The organism is Acetomicrobium hydrogeniformans ATCC BAA-1850 (assembly GCF_000160455.2).
Lineage (GTDB): Bacteria > Synergistota > Synergistia > Synergistales > Acetomicrobiaceae > Acetomicrobium > Acetomicrobium thermoterrenum.
Map to the genome: position 1 here is coordinate 412,898 of NZ_ACJX03000001.1, position 26,007 is coordinate 438,904.

At 43.4% G+C, this 26,007-nt stretch carries 27 protein-coding genes; 4 read left to right on the forward strand and 23 right to left on the reverse strand.

Annotation, left to right across the window (positions count from 1 at the left end; genetic code table 11):
- Positions 1–2 precede the first annotated feature (2 nt).
- From cas4 to gltS, 21 genes are all read right to left on the reverse strand, one after another.
- Positions 3–554: a CRISPR-associated protein Cas4 gene (gene cas4, locus HMPREF1705_RS02020; protein ID WP_009202432.1), complete on the reverse strand. Its 552-nt coding sequence runs from the start codon at positions 552–554 to the stop codon at positions 3–5.
- A gap of 2 nt (positions 555–556) precedes the next feature.
- A complete protein-coding gene (locus HMPREF1705_RS02025; RefSeq protein ID WP_071804864.1) occupies positions 557–2,749 on the reverse strand; it encodes a CRISPR-associated helicase/endonuclease Cas3 in 2,193 nt (730 codons plus the stop codon).
- Complete coding sequence (gene cas5 / locus HMPREF1705_RS02030) at positions 2,734–3,441, reverse strand: CRISPR-associated protein Cas5 (protein ID WP_040348972.1); 708 nt, start codon at positions 3,439–3,441, stop codon at positions 2,734–2,736. The genes HMPREF1705_RS02025 and cas5 overlap by 16 nt, the downstream gene beginning before the upstream one ends.
- Positions 3,420–4,349 (reverse strand): type I-B CRISPR-associated protein Cas7/Cst2/DevR, encoded by a 930-nt coding sequence (gene cas7i / locus HMPREF1705_RS02035; protein WP_057940634.1) that lies wholly within the window; start codon positions 4,347–4,349, stop codon positions 3,420–3,422. The genes cas5 and cas7i overlap by 22 nt, the downstream gene beginning before the upstream one ends.
- Before the next feature lie 4 nt (positions 4,350–4,353).
- The gene (locus HMPREF1705_RS02040; protein WP_009202439.1) at positions 4,354–5,847 is read right to left on the reverse strand and encodes a hypothetical protein; all 1,494 of its coding nucleotides are present in this window, start codon (positions 5,845–5,847) and stop codon (positions 4,354–4,356) included.
- Positions 5,848–5,875: 28 nt separating this feature from the next.
- Positions 5,876–7,429: a TIGR02221 family CRISPR-associated protein gene (gene csx2 / locus HMPREF1705_RS02045; RefSeq protein ID WP_009202440.1), complete on the reverse strand. Its 1,554-nt coding sequence runs from the start codon at positions 7,427–7,429 to the stop codon at positions 5,876–5,878.
- On the reverse strand, positions 7,426–8,430 hold the full coding sequence (locus HMPREF1705_RS02050) for a CRISPR-associated protein Csx14 (RefSeq protein WP_057940635.1): 1,005 nt from the start codon (positions 8,428–8,430) through the stop codon (positions 7,426–7,428). The genes csx2 and HMPREF1705_RS02050 overlap by 4 nt, the downstream gene beginning before the upstream one ends.
- Positions 8,430–8,906, reverse strand: a complete 477-nt coding sequence (locus HMPREF1705_RS02055; RefSeq protein WP_040348974.1) for a PIN domain-containing protein — start codon at positions 8,904–8,906, stop codon at positions 8,430–8,432. The genes HMPREF1705_RS02050 and HMPREF1705_RS02055 overlap by 1 nt, the downstream gene beginning before the upstream one ends.
- Positions 8,884–9,210, reverse strand: a complete 327-nt coding sequence (locus tag HMPREF1705_RS02060; RefSeq protein ID WP_057940636.1) for a hypothetical protein — start codon at positions 9,208–9,210, stop codon at positions 8,884–8,886. The genes HMPREF1705_RS02055 and HMPREF1705_RS02060 overlap by 23 nt, the downstream gene beginning before the upstream one ends.
- A complete protein-coding gene (locus HMPREF1705_RS02065; protein ID WP_057940637.1) occupies positions 9,210–10,205 on the reverse strand; it encodes an RAMP superfamily CRISPR-associated protein in 996 nt (331 codons plus the stop codon). Before HMPREF1705_RS02065 ends, HMPREF1705_RS02060 begins: the two co-directional genes overlap by 1 nt.
- Positions 10,186–10,626 (reverse strand): hypothetical protein, encoded by a 441-nt coding sequence (locus tag HMPREF1705_RS02070; protein WP_009202446.1) that lies wholly within the window; start codon positions 10,624–10,626, stop codon positions 10,186–10,188. Before HMPREF1705_RS02070 ends, HMPREF1705_RS02065 begins: the two co-directional genes overlap by 20 nt.
- Positions 10,623–11,516 (reverse strand): RAMP superfamily CRISPR-associated protein, encoded by an 894-nt coding sequence (locus HMPREF1705_RS02075; RefSeq protein WP_009202447.1) that lies wholly within the window; start codon positions 11,514–11,516, stop codon positions 10,623–10,625. Before HMPREF1705_RS02075 ends, HMPREF1705_RS02070 begins: the two co-directional genes overlap by 4 nt.
- A 10-nt stretch (positions 11,517–11,526) precedes the next feature.
- Entirely contained in the window at positions 11,527–12,345 is an 819-nt protein-coding gene (csx7, locus tag HMPREF1705_RS02080) for a type III CRISPR-associated RAMP protein Csx7 (protein WP_009202448.1), read from the reverse strand.
- A 262-nt stretch (positions 12,346–12,607) separates the two neighbouring features.
- Positions 12,608–13,003 (reverse strand): hypothetical protein, encoded by a 396-nt coding sequence (locus HMPREF1705_RS02090; RefSeq protein ID WP_009202450.1) that lies wholly within the window; start codon positions 13,001–13,003, stop codon positions 12,608–12,610.
- Positions 13,000–14,190: a type III-D CRISPR-associated RAMP protein Csx10 gene (csx10, locus tag HMPREF1705_RS02095; RefSeq protein WP_009202451.1), complete on the reverse strand. Its 1,191-nt coding sequence runs from the start codon at positions 14,188–14,190 to the stop codon at positions 13,000–13,002. Before csx10 ends, HMPREF1705_RS02090 begins: the two co-directional genes overlap by 4 nt.
- On the reverse strand, positions 14,187–14,810 hold the full coding sequence (locus HMPREF1705_RS02100; protein WP_165588954.1) for an RAMP superfamily CRISPR-associated protein: 624 nt from the start codon (positions 14,808–14,810) through the stop codon (positions 14,187–14,189). The genes csx10 and HMPREF1705_RS02100 overlap by 4 nt, the downstream gene beginning before the upstream one ends.
- 20 nt (positions 14,811–14,830) lie before the next feature.
- Positions 14,831–17,077, reverse strand: coding sequence for a Cas10/Cmr2 second palm domain-containing protein (locus HMPREF1705_RS02105; RefSeq protein WP_040348979.1), 2,247 nt, complete (start codon positions 17,075–17,077; stop codon positions 14,831–14,833).
- Positions 17,078–17,390: 313 nt separating this feature from the next.
- Positions 17,391–18,158 (reverse strand): CRISPR-associated endoribonuclease Cas6, encoded by a 768-nt coding sequence (gene cas6 / locus HMPREF1705_RS02110; protein ID WP_057940638.1) that lies wholly within the window; start codon positions 18,156–18,158, stop codon positions 17,391–17,393.
- Positions 18,159–18,698: 540 nt separating this feature from the next.
- Positions 18,699–19,616, reverse strand: a complete 918-nt coding sequence (locus HMPREF1705_RS02115; RefSeq protein WP_057940639.1) for an asparagine synthase C-terminal domain-containing protein — start codon at positions 19,614–19,616, stop codon at positions 18,699–18,701.
- Positions 19,609–20,301 (reverse strand): Dph6-related ATP pyrophosphatase, encoded by a 693-nt coding sequence (locus HMPREF1705_RS02120; protein WP_057940640.1) that lies wholly within the window; start codon positions 20,299–20,301, stop codon positions 19,609–19,611. Before HMPREF1705_RS02120 ends, HMPREF1705_RS02115 begins: the two co-directional genes overlap by 8 nt.
- A gap of 160 nt (positions 20,302–20,461) precedes the next feature.
- Complete coding sequence (gene gltS, locus HMPREF1705_RS02125) at positions 20,462–21,700, reverse strand: sodium/glutamate symporter (protein ID WP_057940641.1); 1,239 nt, start codon at positions 21,698–21,700, stop codon at positions 20,462–20,464.
- A 340-nt stretch (positions 21,701–22,040) separates the two neighbouring features.
- Here gltS and HMPREF1705_RS02130 point away from each other — a divergent pair, with 340 nt between their 5' ends.
- From HMPREF1705_RS02130 to HMPREF1705_RS11115, 4 genes are all read left to right on the forward strand, one after another.
- The gene (locus HMPREF1705_RS02130; RefSeq protein ID WP_050767842.1) at positions 22,041–22,628 is read left to right on the forward strand and encodes an ABC transporter ATP-binding protein; all 588 of its coding nucleotides are present in this window, start codon (positions 22,041–22,043) and stop codon (positions 22,626–22,628) included.
- Complete coding sequence (locus HMPREF1705_RS02135) at positions 22,618–23,325, forward strand: ABC transporter ATP-binding protein (RefSeq protein WP_009200354.1); 708 nt, start codon at positions 22,618–22,620, stop codon at positions 23,323–23,325. Before HMPREF1705_RS02130 ends, HMPREF1705_RS02135 begins: the two co-directional genes overlap by 11 nt.
- Positions 23,326–23,448: 123 nt before the next feature.
- Complete coding sequence (locus HMPREF1705_RS02140) at positions 23,449–23,640, forward strand: rhodanese-like domain-containing protein (protein ID WP_009200353.1); 192 nt, start codon at positions 23,449–23,451, stop codon at positions 23,638–23,640.
- Positions 23,641–23,790: 150 nt separating this feature from the next.
- The gene (locus HMPREF1705_RS11115; protein ID WP_262349428.1) at positions 23,791–23,913 is read left to right on the forward strand and encodes a hypothetical protein; all 123 of its coding nucleotides are present in this window, start codon (positions 23,791–23,793) and stop codon (positions 23,911–23,913) included.
- 82 nt (positions 23,914–23,995) lie between these two features.
- Here the strand turns inward: HMPREF1705_RS11115 and HMPREF1705_RS02145 are convergent, their stop codons facing one another.
- Together HMPREF1705_RS02145 and guaA are read right to left on the reverse strand one after the other, a co-directional pair.
- The gene (locus tag HMPREF1705_RS02145) at positions 23,996–24,430 is read right to left on the reverse strand and encodes an arsenate reductase ArsC (RefSeq protein ID WP_040347769.1); all 435 of its coding nucleotides are present in this window, start codon (positions 24,428–24,430) and stop codon (positions 23,996–23,998) included.
- A 27-nt stretch (positions 24,431–24,457) separates the two neighbouring features.
- Positions 24,458–26,002, reverse strand: coding sequence for a glutamine-hydrolyzing GMP synthase (gene guaA / locus HMPREF1705_RS02150; RefSeq protein ID WP_009200350.1), 1,545 nt, complete (start codon positions 26,000–26,002; stop codon positions 24,458–24,460).
- Positions 26,003–26,007 lie beyond the last annotated feature (5 nt).

Here is a 26,007-nt window from a genome sequence, read left to right on the forward strand (position 1 = left end):
TTCTACCCCCAACAGAACTCCACATAAGCACAAGAGCGACACATACCAGACCATTCAACAACAGGCGGGCTAGGAAGTCCTATTAGTTGCGTTATATCTTCTAAGGCTGCCTCAACTTCCATTTCCTTTTCTTTGGTCAGTATCACGTCTTCTTTTCTTTTCTGCCGTGGAAAACGTAATTCACCGACAAGCCCATCAAACCCCTTATGCTTCAAGTAGTAAAGATAATAAAGCACTTGTAATCTTGAAGCTTCTATCATTTTATTAGAATACTTTACTTCGAGAACTTTACCGCTCTCTTCCAAAATATCAACTTTAATTAAAGAATCGATCAACACCTCGTGTTTCTTTAAACGGGGGTAACTTGTCTCGTGAAGGAGAGATCCTAAAGCAACCCTATCGCTCGCTTTTTCCATTTCTAAGTGGTGCGAGTAAAGCCAAAGCTTTCTATGGCACACCTCGTAATAGTAAACTTGGGTGCCGGTATAGAGAAATTTTTCCTCGCTATAGATATTACCTTCATTATTTTGATATGATTCATTATGCTGTTCCATCGTTATTTGATTATATTGCTTAAATCCTGGTCTTTATGTGTATCATCTTGATCTTCCTCTAAATAAGGTGGCAGTAATCCAATCTCATTGTCATATCTAAGGTTTGTAATAAGGTATCGGATGTCTTTGCATGGCGGAAACTCTTCAGGAAAACGATTAATCCACCAAATCGGTATAGGCGTCAGATATTCTACTATGCGCCATGTTTCGCCTCTTTCGTAAAGACCGTAAACGTCTGGTAAAAATGTTTTGGGTATTACGTCAATGGAAATCTGACCCCGGCGAGTGGTAAATTTGCTGCGCATACTTTCATCCGACAAATCTATCGTATAGCAACCTAACGCCTTTTGAATTTCTTCTACTGTTTGGGCTCCTTCATTAAATTCCCTCTTCCAGCTATCCAGGGCCATGATATATGCATAAAGCCGCTCAGTAGCACTAGCTAAATCGTAATCTGTCGGTAATTCAGGTAAGTCTCTTAAAATTTCAAGGCTGTAATCAAGTATCTCTTTTCCGTAAACATGCCTAGAATTTTCGGAGTACCTGCAACATATCATTACGGGGGCTGGAGGTTGATCGTCAAATCGGTTAACTCGTCCCATACGTTGAACTAGAGCATCAATCGGGGCTATTTCAGTCAAAAGAACATCATATGAGATATCCAGGCTAACTTCAACTATTTGAGTAGCGATAAAAATGGTGCCTGGTTTGGGATCTTTGACTTTTTCTTCCCTATTTTGTCTGTCTTGAAAGGTAAAACGAGCATGTAACAAATAGCATTCATCCCAATTTAACTCATTTTTCAATGTTTGATAAAGCATTTGGGCTTCGCGAATAGTATTAGCCACTATAAGGACCCTTTTGCCGCTAATAGCGAAAGATAAAGCTCTTTCCAAAAAATTTTGCAACAAGTTATCTTCAAGGTGTAATCGATGACGAGTCCGTCGCCATAGGTTGTGTTCGGCTTCTATCAGCGTTCCTTCGGGGAATAACTCTAATAACGATGGCGGGAGTGTAGCGCTGGCTATCGCAAGGCAAGCAGGTGGATCTGTCTCAAGCGCTTTCAAAAGGAGTCCTAAGGTATAAGGTTCATAGGCGTGAATTTCATCTAATACAATCTTAGATTGTTTGGCAAGGCATCTGCGCTCTTCCCAGTGACGCCCGTTAAGATGTGAGATCAAATATTGGTCTAGGGTGGCTACTGTAACTGGTTTTGCAAAAACAGATCCAAATAGCCGCTCCTCCAAAGGATCTTCGTCGCTCTCATTGCGAAGCATATAACTAGCTCTTCCATGCGCCAGTGCTACATTGTCGTTGCCATAAATCCGTCGCATGCGCCTCCACATGGCGTTTACGGTTGCTTGAGTAGGAAGCAGATATATTAAGCGATCCGTGTCATTTGCCCATAGCAAAAGTGCTTCAGTTTTACCGGTACCTGTGGGGGCTCGAAGTTGAATATTCTCGTCACAACTACATTCTGCTTGTAGCTGGAAGTTACGTAATGGGAATTTGCTTGTATGGGATTTGACTATCTGCTTTCCACTATTCAAAAACAATATAGAAGTATCATGCTTACCTGCCGATGCTAACCAATCAGCGAGGTGCAACACTGACTTTACTTGGGCAAAATCGCGCGTAGGAAGGCTTTGAAACAAGCCTCGTAGTGTGCTTCCAATGCTTATTTGAGTATCGTCAAGCATCGAGGCAGGCGAGTTATCTAACAGCGACCGTATTGAATCCATAAAATTATTTGATTGTGGCAATTTGTCTACTTTAAACTGATATAGCAACCCCCAGGTTGCTTCTATAATTTTGTCCAGATCTGGATGAAAGTTCGGCTTTCCATAACCCATGTATAACCTAGGAGACAATGGAGAATGATGCGTCAAAACAGCTGAAGTAGCAATAAGATCATTGGTATTCCAACCATAACTACGATTCAAACAAATCTCTGCTACAAGCACAAATGGCATAGATGCTAGTGCGTGAGGATATGCCTTGTTGCGTTTCCCGCGAATATGTTGTTGAAAATCAACTGTGGCTTTGCCAATATCATGTAATGCACAAGATAGTGCTATTTTCATTAATATGCGTTGGTCTAAATTAAAGTAGTTCGAAATATCACTTCCTAATCGCAAAACATCTCTTAGATGATCGATGAGCAAGACATCGGGCTTTGCTAAGAGTTTATCCATACATAATTTCTCCCTTGACATTGATAGGCTGGTAAGTCTGGTATCTCAATTTCCAGCTCCAGCGGTAAGAAACTTAGTGTGACGGGGTTCCTCGGTTGGCGGAGTCTCTTTTTATCCAACTCAAAGCCTAGCGGTAAAGTCTCCACTAGCGGTGGTTCAAAGCAAATTCCCGACTTTAGTACAGGACGAATTTGCATCTGCCTAATGTCACCCGGTAATACAGTGCCACGAAAATATGATTCACCGATATTCATTGCCTCTATGGCAACCTCCCCGATCGATAACAACTCATCTTCTCGTCCGAGCGAAAGCGCGTAAGCCGGATCTTTAAAAGCTTGTTCTAATTGTTTAAGTAGCTCTTCACTTCCACTATAAATTAGAGTATAAGACACACTAAATAACAATTCTCTCATATAAGGTGATCGTTCCATCTTGTTACCTTTAATTTTAAGTAAAGTCCACATATCACGGGCATGTCCGGGCACGATATTCATAAGAACAGAAACTTTTATATCTCGGAGAGGGCTATCGTGTGCCCAAAGCTTTTGGTCAGACAACCCTAACGCGGCTCCTGCAATACCAAGAAGCGTCGTTGGAGGGGGCATGGGAAGAGTACGTTGATAGTTATGATCCAAAGGCCGCCTAAACGATGCAACGGGGGCTTTAACTGTCACGCAAAGTATCCGTTCCATAATTTGCTCACATCTGACTTGGCTTTTTCGATGGTCTCATGAACGGAAAAAACATCACCGTAGCCCTGTAGGGTTGCCCTGAGGTCGGCCTCGTTATCGAAAATACTAGGTTCTAAGCCAAAAAATATACTTTCACTGTAATCTTTAAACTTATTCAATGCATTTTTAAGAGGCTCTATTTCAAGACAATACTTGTTATTTTCGTAGCTGGCAGTAAAGGCTTCTAAAAATACTGGATGTTTAACCATAAGTCGACAATAAGCTATAAATCTTGGAGAGAGATCTGCCAGCATTCGCGCAGTGCGCCCACCGCCCCAGAGGAGTTTCAAGGCTTCAAGGAGAGTTTGCAAACGCTTTCTGCGTTCGTCAGCGGCAAGTTCTCTTTTGTCCTTTTCGCCCGTTTCCAGAGGCGTAAATATGCCCACTCGATCCAACTCTACAAGTATTGTGCCTTTAAAGAGGTTGGCATAGAGCTCGGTTTCAAATACGTTGCCTCCTGCTGCCATCGTTTGCCCAAAACGCTCAAATGATCGGGTCCCAAGGTCACGATCACCTTGAAAAGGGAACAACCCTACCGCAGCGGAAACTCTAACAGGAGATGTTCTACGCTTCCCACCGGAAGGATCAAGATAGCCAAAGAGGTCTTCGTCTACAAATTCCCATGGGCGAACCGGAGGCGTCACCTCCTGTCCACTCACCTTCGCAAACGGCTCAGACAATGTATAACCAAGTTCTTCCAATCGATCACGGAGCATTCGCCGAATAGCTTGACCAGAGATGTATGGTATCGTGCTACCATCCGGCAGAGTAACTTTTTTAGTAACAACTACATTACCTTCTGTGTGCGAGGCGTTTACATTTGCCGCTGATACCTTTATCAGATAACCGATAGCGATTGCTTTACTCATGGCTTTAATCCTCCTCTGCTATTTGAGATTCCACTGCTTGAGGCGCGCTCTTACGTAAGAATCTGTTCATGGCGTAAATAGAAAGTAGTGTTTTAACCCGCACCCATGTTACTCCAGCGATACGCTCACCCTTCTCGATCCTGAGCAGTGCCTCTGGGATTGTAACATCCAAACGAAATTGGGCATCATTTAACACGCGATAGAATTCCTCTGGGTTTTTAGCGTTGCGCAGGGCATAGAGTATGCCCATCTCATTATGCTCCTGCGCTTTTGCTCCAAGGTTATGACCAAAGCCTGCCAGGGTTCGTTGGAATTGTTCATCCATACCAAGCACCTCCCGAAGGTATAAGTCTAAAACATCTAACGTGCCCCAAACCAAGGGTCTAGGGTTTTGCTCTTTTGCGCGTACTTCAAATAGAAACTGCTCTATAAACGGAAAAGGGTCATTAAACTCTAACACAGCCCAAGCGATTTTATCCCGCCAAATCGACTCTCGTTTAGCTCTCTGATATGCTTCAAACTGCTGTAAGATCCGCACAATTTGCTGATGTGGGTTATCGACACTGGGTTTTTGAGACATTATGTTTACCCAACGATCATAGAGGTGGTATAGCGCTTGAAATTTAGTGAACTCCCTTAATGCCTTCATATCAAAAGCTTGCCCAGGTATGCCTGTTACTGCATAGAGAGTAACAGGTGACGGCGGCGTGCTATCTGAAACGACCCCAAAAAGAGCTGCTAAATAACGGCGCCCTTCTTCAGAAAGTTGGTCTGACTGGCGGATATGGGCGAAAAGAGCTAAAAGCAGTCCTAAAGTGGTCTCGTGAATGTAAGGGCCAAAGAAAGCAACGGGTGCATTGCCACCTTTTCCACCTTCTACGCGTAATGGTTGGAGAACTTCACGATGTAGGCGTTCCATTTCTTTAAGGTTGGAGTGAAAAACAAAAAAATGAAAAACGTCACGTCCCTGAGCCTTCCACAGCCAGCCCAGATATCCGGCCAGTCCAGCAAGTGCACAACGAGCACATAGCCTCAGACCCCTTTTAGCACCGGAATAGAAATTACCAAATTTATTTGGATCTACAATGAGCGGGAACATCCACATTTTAGCGTCGATAAGGGGAGCTTTGTCTCCACATAGGTCACAAACATCAAGTTTTTTGCTGAGTTGAAGCTTAAGTTCAAATTTGGGAGGTTGCGTTGGATATTCTTTACCGTTTAGCTTGACCTTTTTACCGGGATTCCCGGCAACCTTAATAAATAAATTCGTGGGATAAACCCAGTTCGTTTTTTCGTATTCACGGAGTTGTCCCGTGGCTTCATCGTAGTAGTTATCCTTATTGCCGGTTTTTTGCACTAGTTTATCGAGTAGACACTGAAGCACATCGTCTGCCTCATATTCTCCTTCTCCGAATTCCCTTATTAGGACAATTAAACCATTGTCTATCCAAAAGTTCCCAGTGGGGTGGCTTAAGTCAATTGTTATAAAGTGACTCATAGCACATCACTCCCTTGTACTGATATCATTATGTAGAATGGTCGAAGATCAGAACTTCCCCAGTCGTTGGCGAAGAGTAAAGCAACCTACGAGCCTTTCCATGTATAGCATGAGCGACAGCAAGATATAACCAGATTGGCGCTTGACCTGTCAGCACAACCTCGTTGCCTTCTCCTGCGAGCTCTTTTGCCCTCTCAAGGTAATTTGACAGTTCGTCCAGTTTAGCAACGCCACCATAGAGATCTTCAAAATCAATTACAATACGCCCTCCGTAAATCGTTCGACCAGAAGCATTATTAAGCAATCCGCTTAAGTGCTTTAGGATTTCTCTTGTCCTTTGCTCAATATTCTGGATTCTTGCGACATCACGACGCATGCCACAGTGAGCCAAATCGTTACGAAGGTTCGTCAATTCGTCCCATAATCTAGCTACTTCATCGCTATTTGTTAGCTCATTAAACCATTCAGGCACATTAGATTGTGAATCCCAACATTCTTTGGCTGCCACTCCGAGTGTTTTTTCGAGTTCCTGCTCGCGATAATTTCTATCAAGCCAATCTCCATCGCCATGTTGTAGCGCGGTCCAATTGACAAGCCACTCCCGAGCCAACAGAACAGCCTGTATAAGTAAACCTTTTTCAAGAAAGTGTTCTATAATAGCCAATTGCTTATTAAGATTATCTTTGTCTAAGCGATCGGGTTCCTTATGAGCGAACTTTGTTGCTTCAGAACAAATTTGCTCGAGTATTACGGCAAAAGGTCTCGCCCACCGCATAACTTCAACAGTAGTTTTATCTAATAGTGGTAGCAAATCATGAGCATATTGCATCGCATCACGTGGACGAGCCAATTGTAAGGCTTGAGAAAACGATTGTAATTTACTTGCGACATTTTGCATATACCTTGGCAGGTCATCGTTAGAGGATCGACTTTGCCATGCTCGTTGGTGAATATTCCTCAAACGCTCTGCCAACAAAGTAGCGTCGCTACGCTTAAGCAAAAACTCCGCTCCACTAAGCCAATCGAGTAAATCCAGAAGAGGCGTCAGGTCAAAGATGGGTGCTCTGTCTTCAGGGTTAGGGGGAACATTGAACGGCTTTCGGGCTTCATAAGCGCCGTAGACTATGTGTTCTACGGTCACTTCCTTTGTCCGCCGTAAGTAGGCAGCGATGGCAAGTACAAGCATTGGGATTGACCGGAGGGCATGTGTAATGTCCAATACGATTTTGTCACCCTCGTTGACCGTTGAGACAACTCGATCAAATATCTTCCAAAGCTCAGCTTCCGAGCGCCCTTCTGGAATATCTACTGGCTCAACAATGGCACCCAGGCGATCTTGAAGGATTTCTAAATAAGTTCTCTCTTCTTTGGGTCCTGGAGTTGTCTGGTTATGTGCAGAGTGCCGACTACTACATGGCAGTTTATTTTTAGCTGTTTCCGTTACAAAGACCAGTAGCTTTTCTGGCTCAAATATGTGAGTGACAGCCTCTGGGAAAAGATATGTCTGTACCGCCTTTTCTTCCTGCCATACATATGTAACCTCCTTGTAATCACCGGTTCCAAGGAATGTTAAAACTTTCATAAGTCAATCTCCTTTACAATCCAACGTTCAACTTCTTGGGCAGCCCGCTTTAATTGTCCATCGGTTTGAGCTGTTGTAGTAAGTCGGAACCCAATTCCAGAGATGCGACGACCTGGCAGATAAACTATCAACCTGTTTGGCAACTCTTGTCGGACTTTTGGCTCCCCTTGCCTCCATCCGATGTCTTCTATACGCTTCACAAAAAGGAAACGGCGGCAGATCTTGTCTGCCCAATCCTGGGTAGCCCGTGCCTCTTTTGGTTCCTTATGTGCAAGATTTTTCTCGCACTCTTCAGTTTGTCGAGGTGGCGGAAGGGTTTCTACGCTTTCTAAGATCTCAAGGATGCGACGACCGAGTTCCGTTATTCTCCCGCCCTCCCATAGGTTATTTTGTTCTAGTAATTTCTGCATCTCAGGACGTTCGGGTTTTTCATTTAAAGCACTGAGTAAATCGTCTAATAAAGGAAATAGCCCTACAAAGGGCATACGAATGATCTTGATTTTATCTATGTGCGGGTGAAAGATGCGATTATGATGTTCTGTAGGTATATTCTTCAGTTTAGAGATATTGCCCTTTTCTTCTATTTCCGGGTCACTTACAAGTATGTGGAAAAGCATATTAGCGCCGTAAAACTGAACCGCAAGGGCGAGTAGGGCCGACATTACTTTGCGTCCACCAGCTATACAAGTGTAAATTTCCCAGTTTTTCTTCCGGTAGTCCCGCAAAGCTGCGCAGGTCTGCTTCATAAATTCTAGGGCTGCTTCGTCTGTGTCTACGTCATAAAATGTGTCCAGTACTCGGGCATCAAAAAGGCATACTTCATTGTTATAATAAACAGGTATATGTTCGCTGAGCAATGCAAGGGCGTCCTGAGCGTCAGTATCTTTTGTTGTAAGAATTACTACGTAGTCTATGCGTATGCCGTCTATTTTTAGGCGATCGATGGCTTCTGTGACGACCACCGGTGTTTCACCGAGGGTTGCTAGTAAGACTTTTTTCACTACATTTCATCCCCTTCAATATTGTAGTTGGGCTTTTCTGCGTTAAGCTCTGTTATCCACTGGAAGTGGCTCAGGTTCTGTGTAAATAAAACTAATTTATACTTTAGTGCGGTAGCTGCGATAAACATATCACAGATCAGGGCTTCCATCCTGCCATGCTTTGGAGGAGGGGTATACTTCAAGCAATATTGCCCAAGAAGGTTATATGCTATTTTGGAAATATCCCGAGTAATTGGCAAAATGCGGCGCATTTTTCCTCCCTTTAACATTAGTTGAACCCGAGACTGAAATTCATGTAAAACAAGTTGCCTGTTGTACTGCAACCCCGAAACACCTTTTAATCTCTCCATGCAAGTAATAAGTGAAATATTTAATTCCCAATCTTCTTCTAACTTGGTTTCCCACCAGTCAATTGCTGCTGAGTGGCCATTGTCATAATGCATTAGAACTTGGCTATCTGCGATGCCTTCCCTCATCGGACATTCCCCTTCGGGCAATAATCCATCGCCCTGTGTAACCGAGCACTTCGGCAAGTTCAGTTGGAGGAAGATGTTCCAGCTGCTGGCGAAATTTTCCCAAGACTTGAGCAATGGCTCGATAAGACTGTTTAGGCCCTGGTCTTACAGAAGGTGAGTCCTGCATAACCTGTGCGAATTGAAGAGCTCTTCTAAAACCAAATCTTTGAGCATAAGCGCACCATTTAGACCATTCAGAGTAAACGATTCCAACGAGTGGCCCTTCTATCTTATGGGCTAATTCCACCTTCTCGTCTGTCGTCATCAGTAAACCCCCCTCGGGCAGGGTTCGTTTTGAGGTTTAAGTCCTTTTATTACCGCATCCCAGGATTGAGAGTGAAGCAGATTGCTTCTTTGGCACTCCTGCAAACATTCTATGAAAAAGCGAAACATCTCTTCCGTCTGATGGATTAATGGTTTAAGTCCGTGTGTCAAGTCGTCATTTTGCCATAATTGCAGATAGGCAGGATTAAACTTCACCGCACCTAAACACCTTGGCTTGGCTCCACCGAGTTTGGGTGCAAAAGCAGGTACTACCCTGTCATTTTCTACATTCAATCCTAAGGCATAGCATACAAGACCCAGTTCTGCTTTGCTCAAATTCTCAAATTGTAAAGTAGTACAAAATTTACTTTCTTTGGGGACAGCCTCTACGAACCTAAAATTGCTCTCAGGTCGCTGATTAGCTATTGGTTGGAATTTTTTTACTTCATAGAAACGGCGCACGTTTGCATGACGCTTTGGCTCCCAGAGTTCGCTTATCTTCACAATTTCCATTTGCACATCGTCACGTGGTGTTGAATCGCTAAAATACACTCTTCCTCGGAATCCTGTGGTTCCAAATAAACGACAAGCAGGGCATAGAAGACTTTTTTCATCTTTATATTTGCAAGGTTGGTGAGCAGAATCTATTTGGACTCGTTCTTGTCCGCGTCTCTGTGAGACGCAGGAATTTGAAATTGACTCAACAATTGCTCGGATAGAACCCTTTATGCTGGTGCCCGGAATACAAACTTGCCCGTTTCGGCGATAGAACGTATACCATACGTCTGGATGATCTTTTCCTGCTTTAGGATCAAATTCGTATTGTCCCGAACCAACGAATAAATATTCAGATTGCACTGTAATACCTAATTTTATTTGCCCTGTTATCCCGCGAAACTTCTCGTGCGTAACGACCTTTTCCCGCATAGGTTCTTCCCTTGGAATAGATACATTGAAGAAGGGTTTAGGTTCAGCTTCAGGTTGTCTGGGACTCATCGTCTAACACCTCTCTTGGGCTTACAAACATCGCAATATTATTTCTATAAAACACTTTATAATTCAATCTAGCGCTAGCGGTGTTTACTGTTGGGTATTTCTTAAACTGCGGCGAAAACTGATGATCGTTCATGGAAATTGTTGTAGTTTTGCCATCCTGTATCCTCCAATCGCCTTGGACTAACTCAAAACCGATATTTGGTCTTTCATCGTCACTCAGAACTAGCACCCGGAAGATGCCTCCCACCCGTTGCCAGCGAATTTCAGTCTTGGAGTTAAAAGCACAGCCAGCATCGCGTAGACCCCCTGAGAAATCCAGTTGGGATAAGTCCCAACTTAGAAGTATCGCATTGGGAAGGCTTTGAAGCAGTCTTTTAAGTGTTTCAGAATCCAGTTGACCGGTGTAAACATATCCCTTCATTGCATTATCTCCGTAAGTCCAGCAAGAGTTTCAATAGCCTTATCGGCAATGGACTTCCACTGGTCTTTATTATATGTTCGGCGAAGGAGCACGGCGAAATCCTTCTCTTCGATTGGTTCAATGACTTCACGTAAGCAATCGTTAGAATGCAAGCCGTATCTGGCACTTTCTTCACCTGAAACATAGGAACCAATTCCCCAGATATCCGTTTTGCCGATCCCTGGCCGTTTTGCTAGCTCAACAATTGCGCTCATAACTTTAATCGAAACATCGCCGAATCCTCGATTCTTCCCGAAACCGATTTTTACGAGTCCCTCATCGAGAGCTTGTAATGTAAGCGAGACAAGCCCTATATGCCATACTTCAAAGTTTTCCAGAACCAGTGATGTTTTAAAGCTCCCCTGTACTAATACTTCAATATCAAAAGGACCTGCTGCTACAGCATTGGTCAAACGGGAGATCGCTACTCCATATCGAGTTTCAGTCTTCACGTCTTCGTCGGGGAATGCATCGGTGAAAGAAAGGCGCCCTTTTAAGCGAGTGTTGCCGTAAATTTTGCAGGCAAGACACGACTTCTGGTAAACCTTGGCCGTGTCTTTTTCGTCCTTGATTTCTCCCTTTTTGGCGCAGTAGTCCTTACTCGAGGGGAACGGCTCACATGCCAAGTCCGAGCTAATCGTTCGAAGCACTTTTTCGCTGAAACCCCGAAATACCCCTTTGATGGAAGAACCTGGGATGAAAACCTTTTCGCCATGAGAAGTCATCGTGCGGACAAACTGCATATCAGGTAAGGATGGATTAGGCGAGAGCGTTCCTGATTTTATGAGGATGGGGGATCGTGGCTCTATTTCTACCTCTAATTTTAACGCATTCCATAGTTGTTTATGCATGGTTATCACCTCATGATTTCAGGTCAGTCACTAATGTTTCAAGGATGTCTTGAGAAGACCTTTCGGTAGGTTGCTCTTTGCCGGCAAGATAACCAAGCAAAATGTCTTGGCTAATAAGCTGGACCTTGAGTTCATTCAATTTCCCCCAACCTAACCCGCGTGTTGTTTTGCCGCCGACGGGCAGTTCGCCCTTCTCCATCGTCTCGAGGGCAAGGACCAAAAGTCCTATTTCCCATTCGTCGGCGTTTTCGGCAATGATGTGGATGCCAAATTCTGCCCCCTGCGGCACGGTCTCAAAATCGTATTTGAGCCCAGGTTTTGCAGAACCCAAGTCGCGATCTATGCCAACGCCATCCCGCACCTCCGTTAAGCGGAGCAAACAATCGCGGTTTTTTAGCATCGCATCTTGAAATGAGAGCCGAGAGGCCAGCCACTGAGAGCCAAAAAGACGACATGCAGTACATGAATTGTGCCAAATGAGTTGAGTAAACCTTTCATCGTCGTTCCCGGCTTCTTCAAGTAACATCTTCTTTTGGTCAGCTGTTATACAGCAATTTCCCTTATCCAGTGGATCGCAAGCCCAAATTCTTTCGCCTCGATGCTGTTTGTTCAGTGCGTTTATTGTCCTCAGAATTCGCTCTGTGTATGTCCGTACGACGCCTTTGAGCGAGGAACCAGGTACAAAAGGGATGCCTTCTGGAGTCTTAACGACTGGTAGGTCGGAGCCTGCTGGTAGAATTGAAGTGCGGTTTCCCACTGAAAGGGCTGTCTCCATATGTAAGACTGCTGTGATGACCCATTGATTTTCAAACTGGAAGAAAGATTTCATTGTGTTACCCCCTCCTGTTGGGTATTGAACCAAAGTTGAATCTCCTGAGCAGACGATTTGAGTTGATTAATAGGAGCATGCAAAACCTCCAACAAATGCTGGAGATCGGTTCGCAAGTGTTTGTGTATCAATAAGATGTTTTTGGGTTCTCTCGATCTACTAAGAGCTATATACAGCGGTTCTATAATTGCCCCACAGGAGCGCAAGTTACGGAGTAGACAACCATGGGAGTGCAGAAGTTTGGCGTATTCTTCTTGGAGACTCATTTCTCTTCTCCTTTGCGCTCAGCAACGAATTTACGGACGAGAAAACCTAGGTACATCTGTATCATTTCAATCAATAACTTGCGCTCGAATTGTTCATCGGCCTTTTCGTTATTGGCAATTTCTTTCGCTTTTTTATAAAGGTACTGGAAGTCCTCCATGATCTGGTTTCCTACCTCTTTGGGAATATTTCCGCGTCCCATTTGATATGCTATGAAGTTTTCCAGAGCACGTAAGGAATTTGTAGCAGCTGCCAAGTTTTGAAGATTTCTCAGCTGGGATCCCGTTATTTCTTTCTGTGTTGCATTAGTCTTTGCTATACACTCCTCAGCTAATTGAACAATGTCGTCTAACTGATCCTCAACATTTCGAAGAAGCTTAACTTGCGTTATCATACAGGCATTACCTCCTTGTGGAATGGATGACAGACTAAAATTTCACCCAGCCCTTCATCAGTTTGGTCACCAACCCCTTTAGCTTCCAGGTCTTCCAACCATGAAACAACAGCGTCCTGCGGCTCATCAGTCCAAAAAACATATACGCTCCCCATGGCTGCCCCTAAGCGAGTAGGCTTAGGTAGTCCCCAAGCGGTGGAAAACCCACTGATAAAATCGGGCCGTGTAGCCCAGAAGACGGGTTCTAACCATTTCCCATTGATCTCTAAAAAAAGCTTGAGCGTTGGCATTCCATAGGAGTTCGATAATACTGCTGGAGACAGAAGGCTCACACTGAAATAGGTTCCTTCAGGCCTATTAGGGGCCGTGCTGTTTACTTGGTAGGCTAAATCGACAAGATCACACCAGACTTCTGACAATTTTTCGTTGAATGCTTTGAGGCGTTCCGAAACGGATTCCCACGTTGGATTTACCACTTTAGCACGGGCAGTGCCAAAGCCCCTGCCCGTGAGAGCGCCTACCCCGACTGTTTCTATGGCTTCTTCAATTTCTTGGACAATGGCCTCAGATTCCGACCAAATTCGCCCGACAAAGGTGCATTTTGGGCGAATTCCCACTACTCGGTAGAGCATGGCTTCTTGTGTTGTCCGCCGATGTCGGCTAAGGGCCACTTTGGTTTGGAGCATCTTTGGGGTTTCAATTTTAAACCAGCCTTCCGGCATATGCGCGTAAAACCCGTTTACCCGCTCCATACGGCCTCCACATTTTGAGCCTCCTTCTGCGGAAGCACATCGTAGAAGCATTGGAACGGGAAAGTGAGCACCTCTTTTTTCGAGTTCTGCATAGGCAAGGGCCACAAGTAAACTATCCCTGATGCCATGGCCACGCTCATCATTTCGTGGTACGTTTTGAAACCCGCCATGTAATTTACACTCCAGTGCGGTCATCGGAAAAGGTAGAGCAGGGGTACGTTCTGAAGGAGACGGAAAAAAGTTTCCAAAACGTATTTTCCACACCATCGGTACGATTTGGCTATCTTCGCCTTGTAGTTTAAGCCATTCAGCAAGAGTTCCACGCAAAACGCTTCCTGGCAAATAACTTTTGGTATCCAAGTAGTCTCCTTTGGATTTGAGTGAACTTGTATGAAGAGGGGTCTCAGGAGTCAAACTGAGGAAGTATTCTGTCATTTGTCCACCTCCTTTTGAAGTGTCAAATTCGTAATCGTATCGGTCATCTCATTGTAAGAAAGCAAAGAGTCATCAGTTTGCGCTTGGAATTCTGCTAACTCTAACCAACCCAGTCCACGCGATCGTGCTGCTCCAATAGCAAATCCTGCCTTTGCGGCAAACCACAAAAGTGCCGCTGCCTTCTTAGCATCTATTTCAGAGGTAAAAAAGCCCAAAACTTTGGCGTTAAGAGCATAATGCCAGGCAATTTCAGTCGAAAAAAGGCGTTCCTCGTGCGTTGTTTTCCGGTATCGGCTAAGCGAAGCATTCATCCTAACATCGGTCAAAGCATCCGACAGTACAGCATCCTGAAAACGTAGAGAAGAACGCTTCTTCGGAGATCCAAATAGATCACAAACTGGGCAAGTCCCACATATCGTCATCGCAGTGGACCCGTCGCATGCATTTATGCCTAATCCTCGTAATAGTCGCTCCGCGCTCTCTCTTAGCCAGCCTTTGAGAGTCGTTGCAGGGACTATTGGGTGTTCACCATGATGCCAATCCACCATGAGAGCTTTGTCCACCCAGAGTTTCCCCTGTTCTCCGGTAACGTGCACCCCAGATAGTAAATGGAATTGCATATCAACCCACAATCTGTAAATCATGATTTTCCTCCATAACCTACTTTTGTGGCACCGAGCTCGATCAGTTCCAGAGCATCTAAAAGCGCAGTTTGCCACCCTTTATCCTGGTTATCTTCCTGCCAAAACCAGAACTTTTTTAAGTTTTGCGACTTGGTATTTTTGCTCATAAAAGTGCCAAGCTTTTCGAACGTTTCAATAATTGTCTCTTGCTTATCTTTATCAATGCGCGCTGCCTGATAAAGCGCATAGTTCAATGATACATGGATGCCTTTTTCAATGGACTCAGCGAGGGACTTTCGCTGAGAAGTGGCAAGCGTTGAAAGTTCTCGTGCGATTCCAATGAGTTCTTTTGCCTGATCTTTTGTATAAGGACGAGCTGTGAGATATCGTCCCTCTCGCTTATATAGTTCATCCATAAGAACCTTGGCACTTTCTGAAATGACCGGTGCGCGAAGCCAAAGATGACAAATAGTGCCATTTTGCGTTGTCCGAGCCAAGCGCTTGGCTTCTTTAAGGAGTCCCTCTGCCAAATCAAAGAGAAAGCGTACAGGGTACTTGACATCGGCGATTGCGAGCCCCGCTGAGAGACTTAAATGAGCAGCCTTTAAGAGTGCATCCTTAAGACGCTCGTTTAATTCACATTCCAGTTTCTGGACGCCTAAGTTCTTTTCAAACTCTTCAAGGACCTGTACGGCAAGTGCCCATCCATAAGAAGCAGGCACAATCGCTACAAGATCGTCACCTCCGAGTGCTATGATCTCAAAAGGCAAAGATAGGTTTCTGAGGCGCGCCTCGCCGAAAGCGTTCCAGAATGCCGAAAAAAGTGCGTCGCTTATGGCACTATGCAGTACTTGCGAGAAGTGGCGGTACGAAGCTGGAGAAGGCATGAGTTGTAGTAGATCTCCCATGTTATTTCCGTCAACATATAAGAAAGCGATTCTGCCTTCATCACCTGCAAGGGCGTCAAGATCTTCTGGGAAGCGCGGCTTTCCCTCACTGTTTTTTAGGGGGATTTCTACGCCTTTATTGGTCTTTGCCCACTCAATGAAACGCCTGACAAAAACACGCCGCCCCTTTCGGCCATTGCACCTTTTTTCATAACATATATCACAAAGCCATTCTGCTTTTACATCGTCCTGTTTCGCCGATGCCCGTTTCCCACAGGAATGACACCGACTGTAAATTGGTAAAGCCTCAAGGAATGAAGCCTCTTCTTTTTGTCGTTTTGCTTGCTGGAGTTGGCTTGAAAGTTTTGCAACTACTTCACCAAAGTTCTTGCGTCTTGCTCGGTTTTGTAAGAGTGCTTCGAAATGACTAAAGAGTAAGTCGCCAGCAATACCTCTACCGACGAGCTTTCTTACTTGTTCATCGTCGTAGGGTATGAGCCCTCGCCCGATGTCCATGTAGCCGACAGGTTCAGAAATTACAACCGTTATGGTTGCAATATGGGTCTCTTTAAGATACAAAGCCTCGATATGTTTCTGCCATTCTTCAGCTTGACTGGCAGGAACAATGGCCAGAAATCCACCTCCACCACAGTAGATTAAAGATTCTGCCGCTAAATGCTCTCGAAAAAGCTCTCGTACTTTTTCATCCAAGCTCAGGAGTATTTCACTAGCCCCGCGAATTTCAGGTAATGAGCTTGTTTCGTAAATATATTCTTTAATGGCATCCGTATCGCCCAAGAGAAAACAAAGGGGCTTATGGTCACCAAATAAGGAATGCTCCAGATCCAGATTTTCGTTAGCTGTCTGCACTAGCTCTGAGACAGTACTTGCTTTCGAAAGTTCTGGACGATCTCCAGCTGAGGCATAACTATCAGCCAGACAGATAACTTGTTCAAGAATTGTTTGTGGCCCATCGCGAAGATGGTGACGTCCTATAGCGTTGAGGATAACGGATCGTAGATGATTCTGAATATTCTTACTCTCAAGCCATTCTTGAGCATATTTGATGCCTTCTTGCACATGATTGTAATATTTTGTCTCACCCATGCGGGCCTTTCCAATGTCGTGAATAAACCCACAGAGACAAGCCAGTGCCCTTAGTTCATTTTCTGGAAGATCTATACCACAAATGTTATTAGGGCTCCGCCCGCGAGACAGAAGTTCCTTTGTCATCGTTACTGCGATGCCAGCAGTAAGGCTGAGATGGTCATAAAGTGAAACCCAAGGGATGCGGGTATCAGCAAGCATGTAATCCGCTTGGCTAAGTCGGTTAGAAAATTCTTGCTGAAAATCAGTAAAAATACGATATACGCTCATATTCCCCTTTACCTCCATGCCAATCTTGGAACGATAAGTCTTCATTTGTCGCTTCAGGATCACATATGACGATCCCATCACCAGACCAACCATATTAATTTAATAATATCTATCCTTCAAAAATCACCTCTGTCATATTTATATTACATACCTATTTAGGTTGGTATATATTGAAATTCACCTCTAACGACTACTTTTCTTTCTACACCATTTGGTCTAATCATCTTAAATCCTTTACTATATTCGAGACTCGTGCTCTCAAGTCGACTCTCAATTTTTCTTTAATTTGACGCACATTAGATTCGTTCTTACATTACTTATATCTTTCATCTTTGGAATCCGTCACTTCAATCATCCCAAACCCCTGACTATTCTTTGCTCCCAAACCTGCATCATAGGCGAGATAGAAAAATTCTTCCGGCAGGTCCAATTCGTAAATACCTGTCCAACCCTTGATTACGGTGTCGCGATATTTCATTATCCTAAGGTCTTGTTTGCCAACCTTAACTGGCCTTATCCTTGATCCTGCTAAATACGCTGGATCACTGGATCCCATGCCTAACGCCTGACTTTTCCTCCATAAGTTTGTGAAAATTTGAATTTCCCAATCTCGTTCTGTAGGACTGTAGTAATAGGTCTTTTTTCGTCCATCTCCTGCGGTCAGTGTGCTGTAAACAGTAATTGGAGAAAGGGTTTTAACTTGGATTGGTCGGGCAAATTTTGGTTTTTCTTCGACATCTATTCGAAGTAACTCGCACTGTTGTGACCCTAATTCTATTTTGCCTTTTATTAAGAGATGTTTTACAAAGGATTCGAGCACATCTTCGTGAATGGAACTTATATGTAATTTTAGTGGGCCGGTGAATTCGATAGTTTCGCTATTAATAAAGTATCTTCCATATATACGACTATAGGTAAAGAAACGAAACTGTCTTTTTCCGAAAGCAACTCCTTTATTATGCAAACTATCTGAGATTAGATTGTCCAAGTTGGCATATACAAATCCCTGAATCAAACTGTTATAGTGAATAGGAAGAATCAACCTATCCACAAGCGGCGAAAATTCGATCGTTATCCTCATGAATTATTTGATTCACCCCCCGCTACTGAAAAGTCATCATATATATTGATCATAAACTCATAGGTTTACCTTTGCCGTGCTTGCCCATAAAGTTTATGTTATTTGCAAATATCCTTTGTTTCGATCGAACATAAATTACTCTATTATCAAGTAAACAGTAATTTTAAAGTCAAAAGAATTAAATGTAGACTAATGATATTTGAGGTATTATAGGGCAGTAAATATTAATTTTTCCTTCCCAAAACCAACTTATCGCCGGATTTTACCTTAAACAAAAACCTTAATCTCATATAAAAATCACTTCCTGTACACTTACTTTAAAACATTAATCGACACATCGACCTCCATATTTTGTAATATCATTAATTATTGGTTCGAACCAGCCGCAGACATCAACAATTTACTATAGTATACTAAATTGTTATCTCACGGTCAAGCAAAAAGTAAACATTTAGCTGTAAAAATATTTTTGAGGTTGTATTGCTTCCATCTGGTGACATGTAATTTAGCAATTCAAATAATCCGCCTACTTTGGCGCTGTTATTGACGCCACTGAGATTGAATTCCGCCACAAACTCGGCAATGATCTCTTCCTCGGCTAATACCGGCACCGCAATAGAGACATCTTTGCTCTTCTCCGGAAGGTTGAGGAATTTCACCTACTACCCGTCTATATATCTCATAGTAATACAGATGCTCTTTGCTCCTGAATTTAATCTTGTAATCTTTTTCTTTTGTCCCGAATTCTACGTCAGTTATCTTAGATTCTAATATGTCGCGAAGCAAAGTCATTCCGGAACCTTGTTCAAGAGGTGATTTTTGTCTCCAAACGATATCGTGGGGCAGAAAATCCTCGAAGCTTTTTCGAAGTATCCATTTGTTATATATTTTACCGTCAATTTTCTTTATTTTATCATCGCAATCGATCTTAAGAGCATAGCCGATAAACTCTTTATCAAGGAATGGTTGCTTAATTTCTAAATCCATGACTTCGCCCAATTTATTAGATGAAAAGGAGAGGTTATGCGCTATTTTCGGTATATATTCGTTTAAATTGAGATCTGCCATATATGAATATCCTCCAAACAGCTCATCGCCTCCATCCCCTGTCATAACACTTACGCACCCCTTTTCTTTTGCCAGTTTCAAGCCGAAATAGACGACGATATCGTTAGGTATGGCAGGGTCAAAGGTTTTAAGGATTTTTATGACGATAGGTATTGCTTCTATGGCTTCTTCAGTAGACACCCTCAGGCAAAAATGTTTCATACCTAAAATTTCAGTTACCCTTTTAGCATATTCAATATCTTTACCCTTGGACTCAAAATCTATCGTAAAGGCAATCGCTGAAGGTACAAGGCATGCTAATGCCGTAGAATCTATGCCGCCCGAAAGCAGCAAACCGTCGCCTAAATTGGTTTCGACGACCTTTTTAAGAGTCCTTACAAATTCATTCATTTGCCGCTATCTCTTTCTTTTTTGTAATTAATTCCACCATATCGTAAAATATATAGCCACCTTTATGTATAATTTGACCTTTAGTAATTTCTATTTTCTTTTTGAACAAAGGCCCATCGATGACGAAGGTATGGTATTCTCCGTTTTCGCCATTAATGTCTATGGCTATTTCCTTGACATATTCCACGAACGAAGGGTCAACAGGACACCCCAGATATTTCTCGTTAATCAATTCTGCCTTTGCAGCCACCACAATGGCCTTAAATCCAGAAAAAATCAATTCTTCCAACAGGCTCGATCTATCTTTTTGCCATAGAGGAAACATGGGTTCGATGCCAATATCGGCACATACTCTCTCTATCCATGTTCGGTGCTCCTCGAGATCTATGTCGCCAAAAATGCCGGCTTCAATTCCTTCTTTCTTCAACCTCCCTGCCACATCTTTAAAGTTTCTCTCATAGGTATTCCAGGTTGTGGTTTGTTGAATCAACGGCAATCCTATACAGTCGGACTGCAGTCGCAGGGCTTTACCGGAAAGCCCGTGTGTCATGGACCTTCCTGCATCTTCCGTAACCATGTTTAAAAGAACGATGGGTTCTGTATCCCTCGCCATATGCATGGCCAGACAACAATCCTTTCCTCCGCTCCAGGACACAAAGGCTTTGGCTTTTTTAGATAACTTCACTCTTTCACCTCCGTTTATTTAACGTAAAAATGATACTACAAAAACGCATATGAGCTTGAATTTATTTATCCCCTGAGAATATCGAAAAAGTCTCAGGGGATAAATAGTAATTATATGGTTTAGTATAGCCTTATACGTTTATATTACATTCGTATATGTGTTAATTTGCAAAATAATTTATAAACCATACTATAGAAGGAATACCAACAAGATCTATGAGCACAGCCCCACATAAAGGTATGATTAAAAAAGCCTTGTAAGACATGACATTGTAATGTTCGCAAACAGCGCTCATGTTCGCCACCGCATTAGGAGTAGCTCCCATTCCGTGCCCCACAAATCCGGCACACATTACAGCAGCATCATAATCCTTGCCCAATATCCTGAAAAGCAAAAAGGCAGCTATCAACAAAATTGCTACCGTCTGCATTACAAGAATTACAATCAAGGGAACAGCCAGATCGTATAATTCCCATATTCGCAGACTCATCATCGCCATAGTTAAAAATATACCCAAAGATACATCTGAGATTAACTCTATGGCTTTGTCGTGCAATTTTACGAACCCCACATGATCATTTATGTTGCGAAACACCACCGCCACAAACATGGCAGCCACGTACCCGGGAAGACTGAAATTGTACAACTCCTTAACTTTACCCGTTACAAAACTACCGAGAGCCATTATCACTAATACGAGCGCCAGCATCTTTATAAAATCGAAACTGGCAAACCCCTCGCGCTTTTCCTCCTTACCCTCTTGTAGATGTTGCATATAAACTACATCGTCATTCGGACTAATCGTTACTTTATAGCGATCTATCAACCACCTGGCTACAGGGCCTCCCAAAAGACCTCCTGCAATCAGCCCGTATGTAGCTGAAGCGATTGCAACTACTTGTGCTCCAGAAACGCCTAAACTTTCTGCAACAGGGCCGAAGGCTGCTGCTCCTCCATGCCCTCCTTCCAATGATACAGCACCGGCCATGACACCCAAAACAGGATGTATGCCCAACAGCTTCGCCAAGCCGACCCCGAAGCCATTTTGAAAAAGCGCCATTCCCCAACAAAACACCAGGTAGATGATTAGGGCTTTCCCGCCTCGCTTGAGCAGTCCAAAGCTGCCTCCGATGCCAACGGTCGTGAAAAAGGCTATCATCAAGGGAGACTGAAGAGCAGTGTTGAATTTAATTGAACTGCCACCCCGGTGGTGCAAGAACAAGACTAATAGCGACATTAAAACACCACCTATAACAGGTGCAGGGATGCAAAAATGCTCTAAAATGCCTATTCGTCGCCTCAAGCCATAACCAACCAAAAGCAGTACAGCAGCTAAAGCTGTAGTCCACATGCCATCCAGATTGATTGTAAATATGCCGTTAATCAGACCCCAAGACATTCGATGAACCTCCTTTTAAATTGATATTAAAAACCTTGACAATTAACAGGCCGTTTTACATAAACGATCCCTCCAAACACCTTTTCTGGGGTAAAATTTAACCAACGAAAGCACATAACCTCGCCGATATATATTACATAGCGACATCAAGATGTGCAATAAAGAACAACATTTTTGCTCCTATAATTCATATTTTTTCGTTGCTATGATAAAATATGAATACGACATATTAATAGTTTTTTATATAAATTTTAGTCATCTAGTTATCCTAAACTAATTAGAAAAACTATAATTTAAATTATTAATATAATATTGACAAGTCATAATGATGTATTTCGTGGTGCTGGGAGAGTTATCTAAAATTATTCTCGTCAATCAATACCTCTATAGGGCGAAGCTCGGGATAGCGCGTACATTCCAAATAGCTAAACCCTTTAGTTTATTGACAGCAGAAGAAAACGTACTTGTCGGTATGGGCTGCAAATTACATGGCAACATCTCTTCGTTGTTTAAAAACTGTCGAAAAAAGGAAATCCTGCAAAAGGCAGATGAGATTATAAACCTGATCGGCCTTTCCGATTCTAAAAATCAGCTGGCCTCCTCTTTGCCCATAGGTTTATTAAGAAAACTTGAAATCGGAAGGGCCCTGGCAACTGCCCCTTCGTTGTTATTATTGGATGAACCTGCATCGGGGCTGAACAACCAGGAGAGAAACGAACTTGCCGAGCTGGTAGAAAAAATCAGAAAACTGGGTATTTCGATCATCCTTATAGAACATACAATGAGTTTTGTGATGAATTTGAGCGACATAATTGTCGTGCTCCATAGGGGAAATAAAATTGCAGAGGGAACTCCGCAAGAAGTTGCCAACGATCCTTTGGTGATTGAGGTGTATCTTGGAACAAAGGGGGTTAAATATGCTTCTTAACGTTCAAGATATTGAGATTGCTTATAATCGCATTAAAGTCCTATGGGGCGTTACTTTATGTGTAGGCGAAGGTGAAATTGTCTCCTTACTTGGTGCCAATGGAGCAGGAAAAAGCACTTTGCTAAAAGGCATCATGGGTATAGTTCCTCTACAGAGGGGATCTATATCTTTCCTAGAAAAGGATGTTTCAAAAAAACGTCCCTGGGAAAAAGCTAAAATGGGGGTTGCCTATATACCTGAAGGGGGCAGAGTTTTTCCAGATCTTACAGTGGAGGAAAACTTGATGTTAATAGCCAGCCTTCATAAAGAAGCCTTCGACGTAAAGGAAAATCTGGACTTGGTTTATTCTTTATTTCCCGTCTTAAAGGAAAGGTTGCAGCAAAAGGCCGGAACTTTGAGCGGCGGGGAGAGACAAATGCTTGCGATCGGAAGAGCATTGATGTCGAAACCAAAGCTGCTTTTGATTGACGAAGTATCGATGGGTTTAATGCCAAAGCTTGTATCAGAGGTGTTTAATACGCTAAGTTTATTAAAAGAATATGGAATAAGCATTTTGCTAACCGAACAAAATGTCCCAGAAGCATTGGCGATATCCGATAGGGGATACGTGTTAGAAAACGGGCGCATCACAATATCCGGCAATTCCGAAGAACTGCTCGGAAACGAGATGGTGAAGACGTCATTCCTTGGATTATAAAATTTAGTAATAAAGACAGAAGCTTTTAATTTTATTCCCTGAATGATACATAGCTAAAATCATTTAAATTTGATATAATTTAGATGTACCTAACATATAGCTCAGAAGAGGAGGGGATGAAATATGCCAGATAGAATCGGAGTTGAAGAAGCGAGGAAGAAGGCACAGGCAGGGGAAGCACTTTTGGTTTGCGCCTATGCTGATGAAAATAAGTTTAAAATGGTGCATCTGGAAGGAGCCATATCTCTTCAGGAACTACAAAGCAAGGAGGATGGCTTGCCAAAGGATAAGGAGCTAATCTTCTACTGCGCCTGACCTGATGACGGCACAGCTGTCCGTGTGGCAGCTCAGTATGAAAGCAAAGGTTTTTCAAATGCAAAAGCATTGCGCGGCGGAGTGAAAGCCTGGAAAGAGGCAGGTTTTCCGATCCTTTAAACGCTAATGCAAAGATGGGAGGGAAATGAATTGGCGATCGAAGAAAGAAAACAAAATAAAGAGGTTTCCAACGAGGAAAAGGAAAAACTTATGAAGGAACTTTTTGAGCAGCTCGACGGATGTGCCGGATGTCCTGGCTGCTGTAACGAATAGTTCTTAACGATAACAACAAAGAGGGGAGACTCCCCTCTTTGTTGTTATTTACTGCACCAATTTACATCCTGGCAATGGCGTCTTACGTAATTTCTCTCATCCATTCTTCGATCTTGGCCTTCATCTCTTCTCTTATTTCTCTGGTTCTTTGAAGCTTTTCTTTCCTTGTTCCTTCAAAGGAAGCCGGGTCAGGAAAGGGCCAGTGAAGTTGTTTTTTTACCCCCGGAAAAACAGGACAAAGCTCAGCCTGAGCCGCATCGCAGACGGCAATGACATAATCGTAAGTTTTTCCCGATTCGTATAGATCCATGATTTTCTTCGTCTTCTTAGCTGAAATATCGATCCCAATCTCTTGCAGCACCTCGACGACAAAGGGGTTTAAACTATCCCCTGCCTCCAATCCTGCACTTTCCGCTTCAAAACGGTCGCCTGCAATGGCGTTAAGCAAAGCTTCGCCCATTTGGCTTCGGGCTGTATTTTTGCCACAGACGAAAAGCACTCTAATCCTATTTCGCACCCTGCCACACTCCTCTCTACAAATTCATCACTCCCACTCTATAGTTGCCGGCGGCTTGCTTGTAACATCTAACACCACTCTATTAATTCCAGGGATTTCGTTACATATACGGCGGGCAACTTTATCGAGCAACTCCCGATCTAAATAAGCCCAATCGGCCGTCATGCCGTCCAACGACTCAACTGCCCTGAGCGCAACGGTATAACCATAAGTACGTTCATCCCCAGTGACGCCCACGCTCCTAACGGGTAACAAAACACAAAAGGCTTGCCAAACCTTTTCGTAATAGCCTGCGACGTCAAGCTCCTCAATGAACACGGCATCGGCTCGTCTCAACAGCTCAAGTTTTTCAGGTGTCACCTCCCCAAGACATCTAACGGACAATCCCGGCCCGGGAAAGGGATGTCTTCTTAGTATAGAGCGAGGAATGCCAAGAATGGACCCTATAGCCCTAACTTCATCTTTGAAAAGGTCTTTTAACGGCTCAATTAGCTTTAATTTCATTTCCTCGGGCAATCCGCCTACGTTATGATGAGTCTTGATCACCGATGCTCCCTTACCCTGTCTTCCGCTTTCAATTACATCGGGATAAAGGGTGCCCTGAAGGAGCCATTTGGCATCTCCAACCTTTTCTGCTTCTCGCTCGAAAACCTCGATAAAGGTTCTGCCTACAGCTTTGCGCTTTTCTTCCGGATCGGTAACCCCTTTTAAGGCTTTAAGAAATTCTTCCGAAGCATCTACGTAACGAACGTTTAGTTTTAATTCATTGCGATAGACAGAAAGAACGTTTTCAGCTTCATCGAGCCTCAGTAAACCGGTATTTACAAAGACACAATAGAGCCTGTTTCCCACTGCCCTTTGAGTAAGGACAGCAGCTACTGTGGAATCCACACCCCCAGACAAAGCAGATATGACTTTACCGTCGCCTACTGTTTGCGATATCTGCTTGACTTGTTCTTCCACCCAATCACCTAAATTCCACGTCTGGTCACAATGACATACTTCGAAAAGAAAGTTGCGTAAAATTTCAATTCCATGTTCAGTATGAGCTACTTCCGGATGAAACTGCAATCCAAAGATGGGTTTCTCCGTAAACGCCATAGCGGCTATGAGACCGCTTTCGCTTTTTGCCAAAACGCGGGCGCCAGGCGGTAGTTCTACTACCGTATCTCCATGGCTCATCCACACGTAAAACTCCTTCGGAAGACCTCTAAAAATAGCTGCATTGAGGTCCAGCACCTCTATTTTTGCGCGACCATATTCGGCCAATTCGACCTTTGCCACCTTGCCCCCCAAAAGATGGGATAAAAGTTGCATCCCATAACAAATGCCCAGAATGGGAACCCCTAAATCAAAAAGCTCATCAGATATTGTGGGTGCCCCCTGCGATAAAACGCTTTTAGGACTTCCGGAGATAACTATCCCCTTGGGATTTCTTGATCGTATTTCCTCCATAGGAGCATCCCAGGGCAGAATCTCGCTAAATACATGTTGCTCTCTGATGCGTCTTGCAATAAGTTGAGTATATTGAGAACCGCAGTCTAAGATAACAATGACGTCTTCCGCCTTCAATAAAA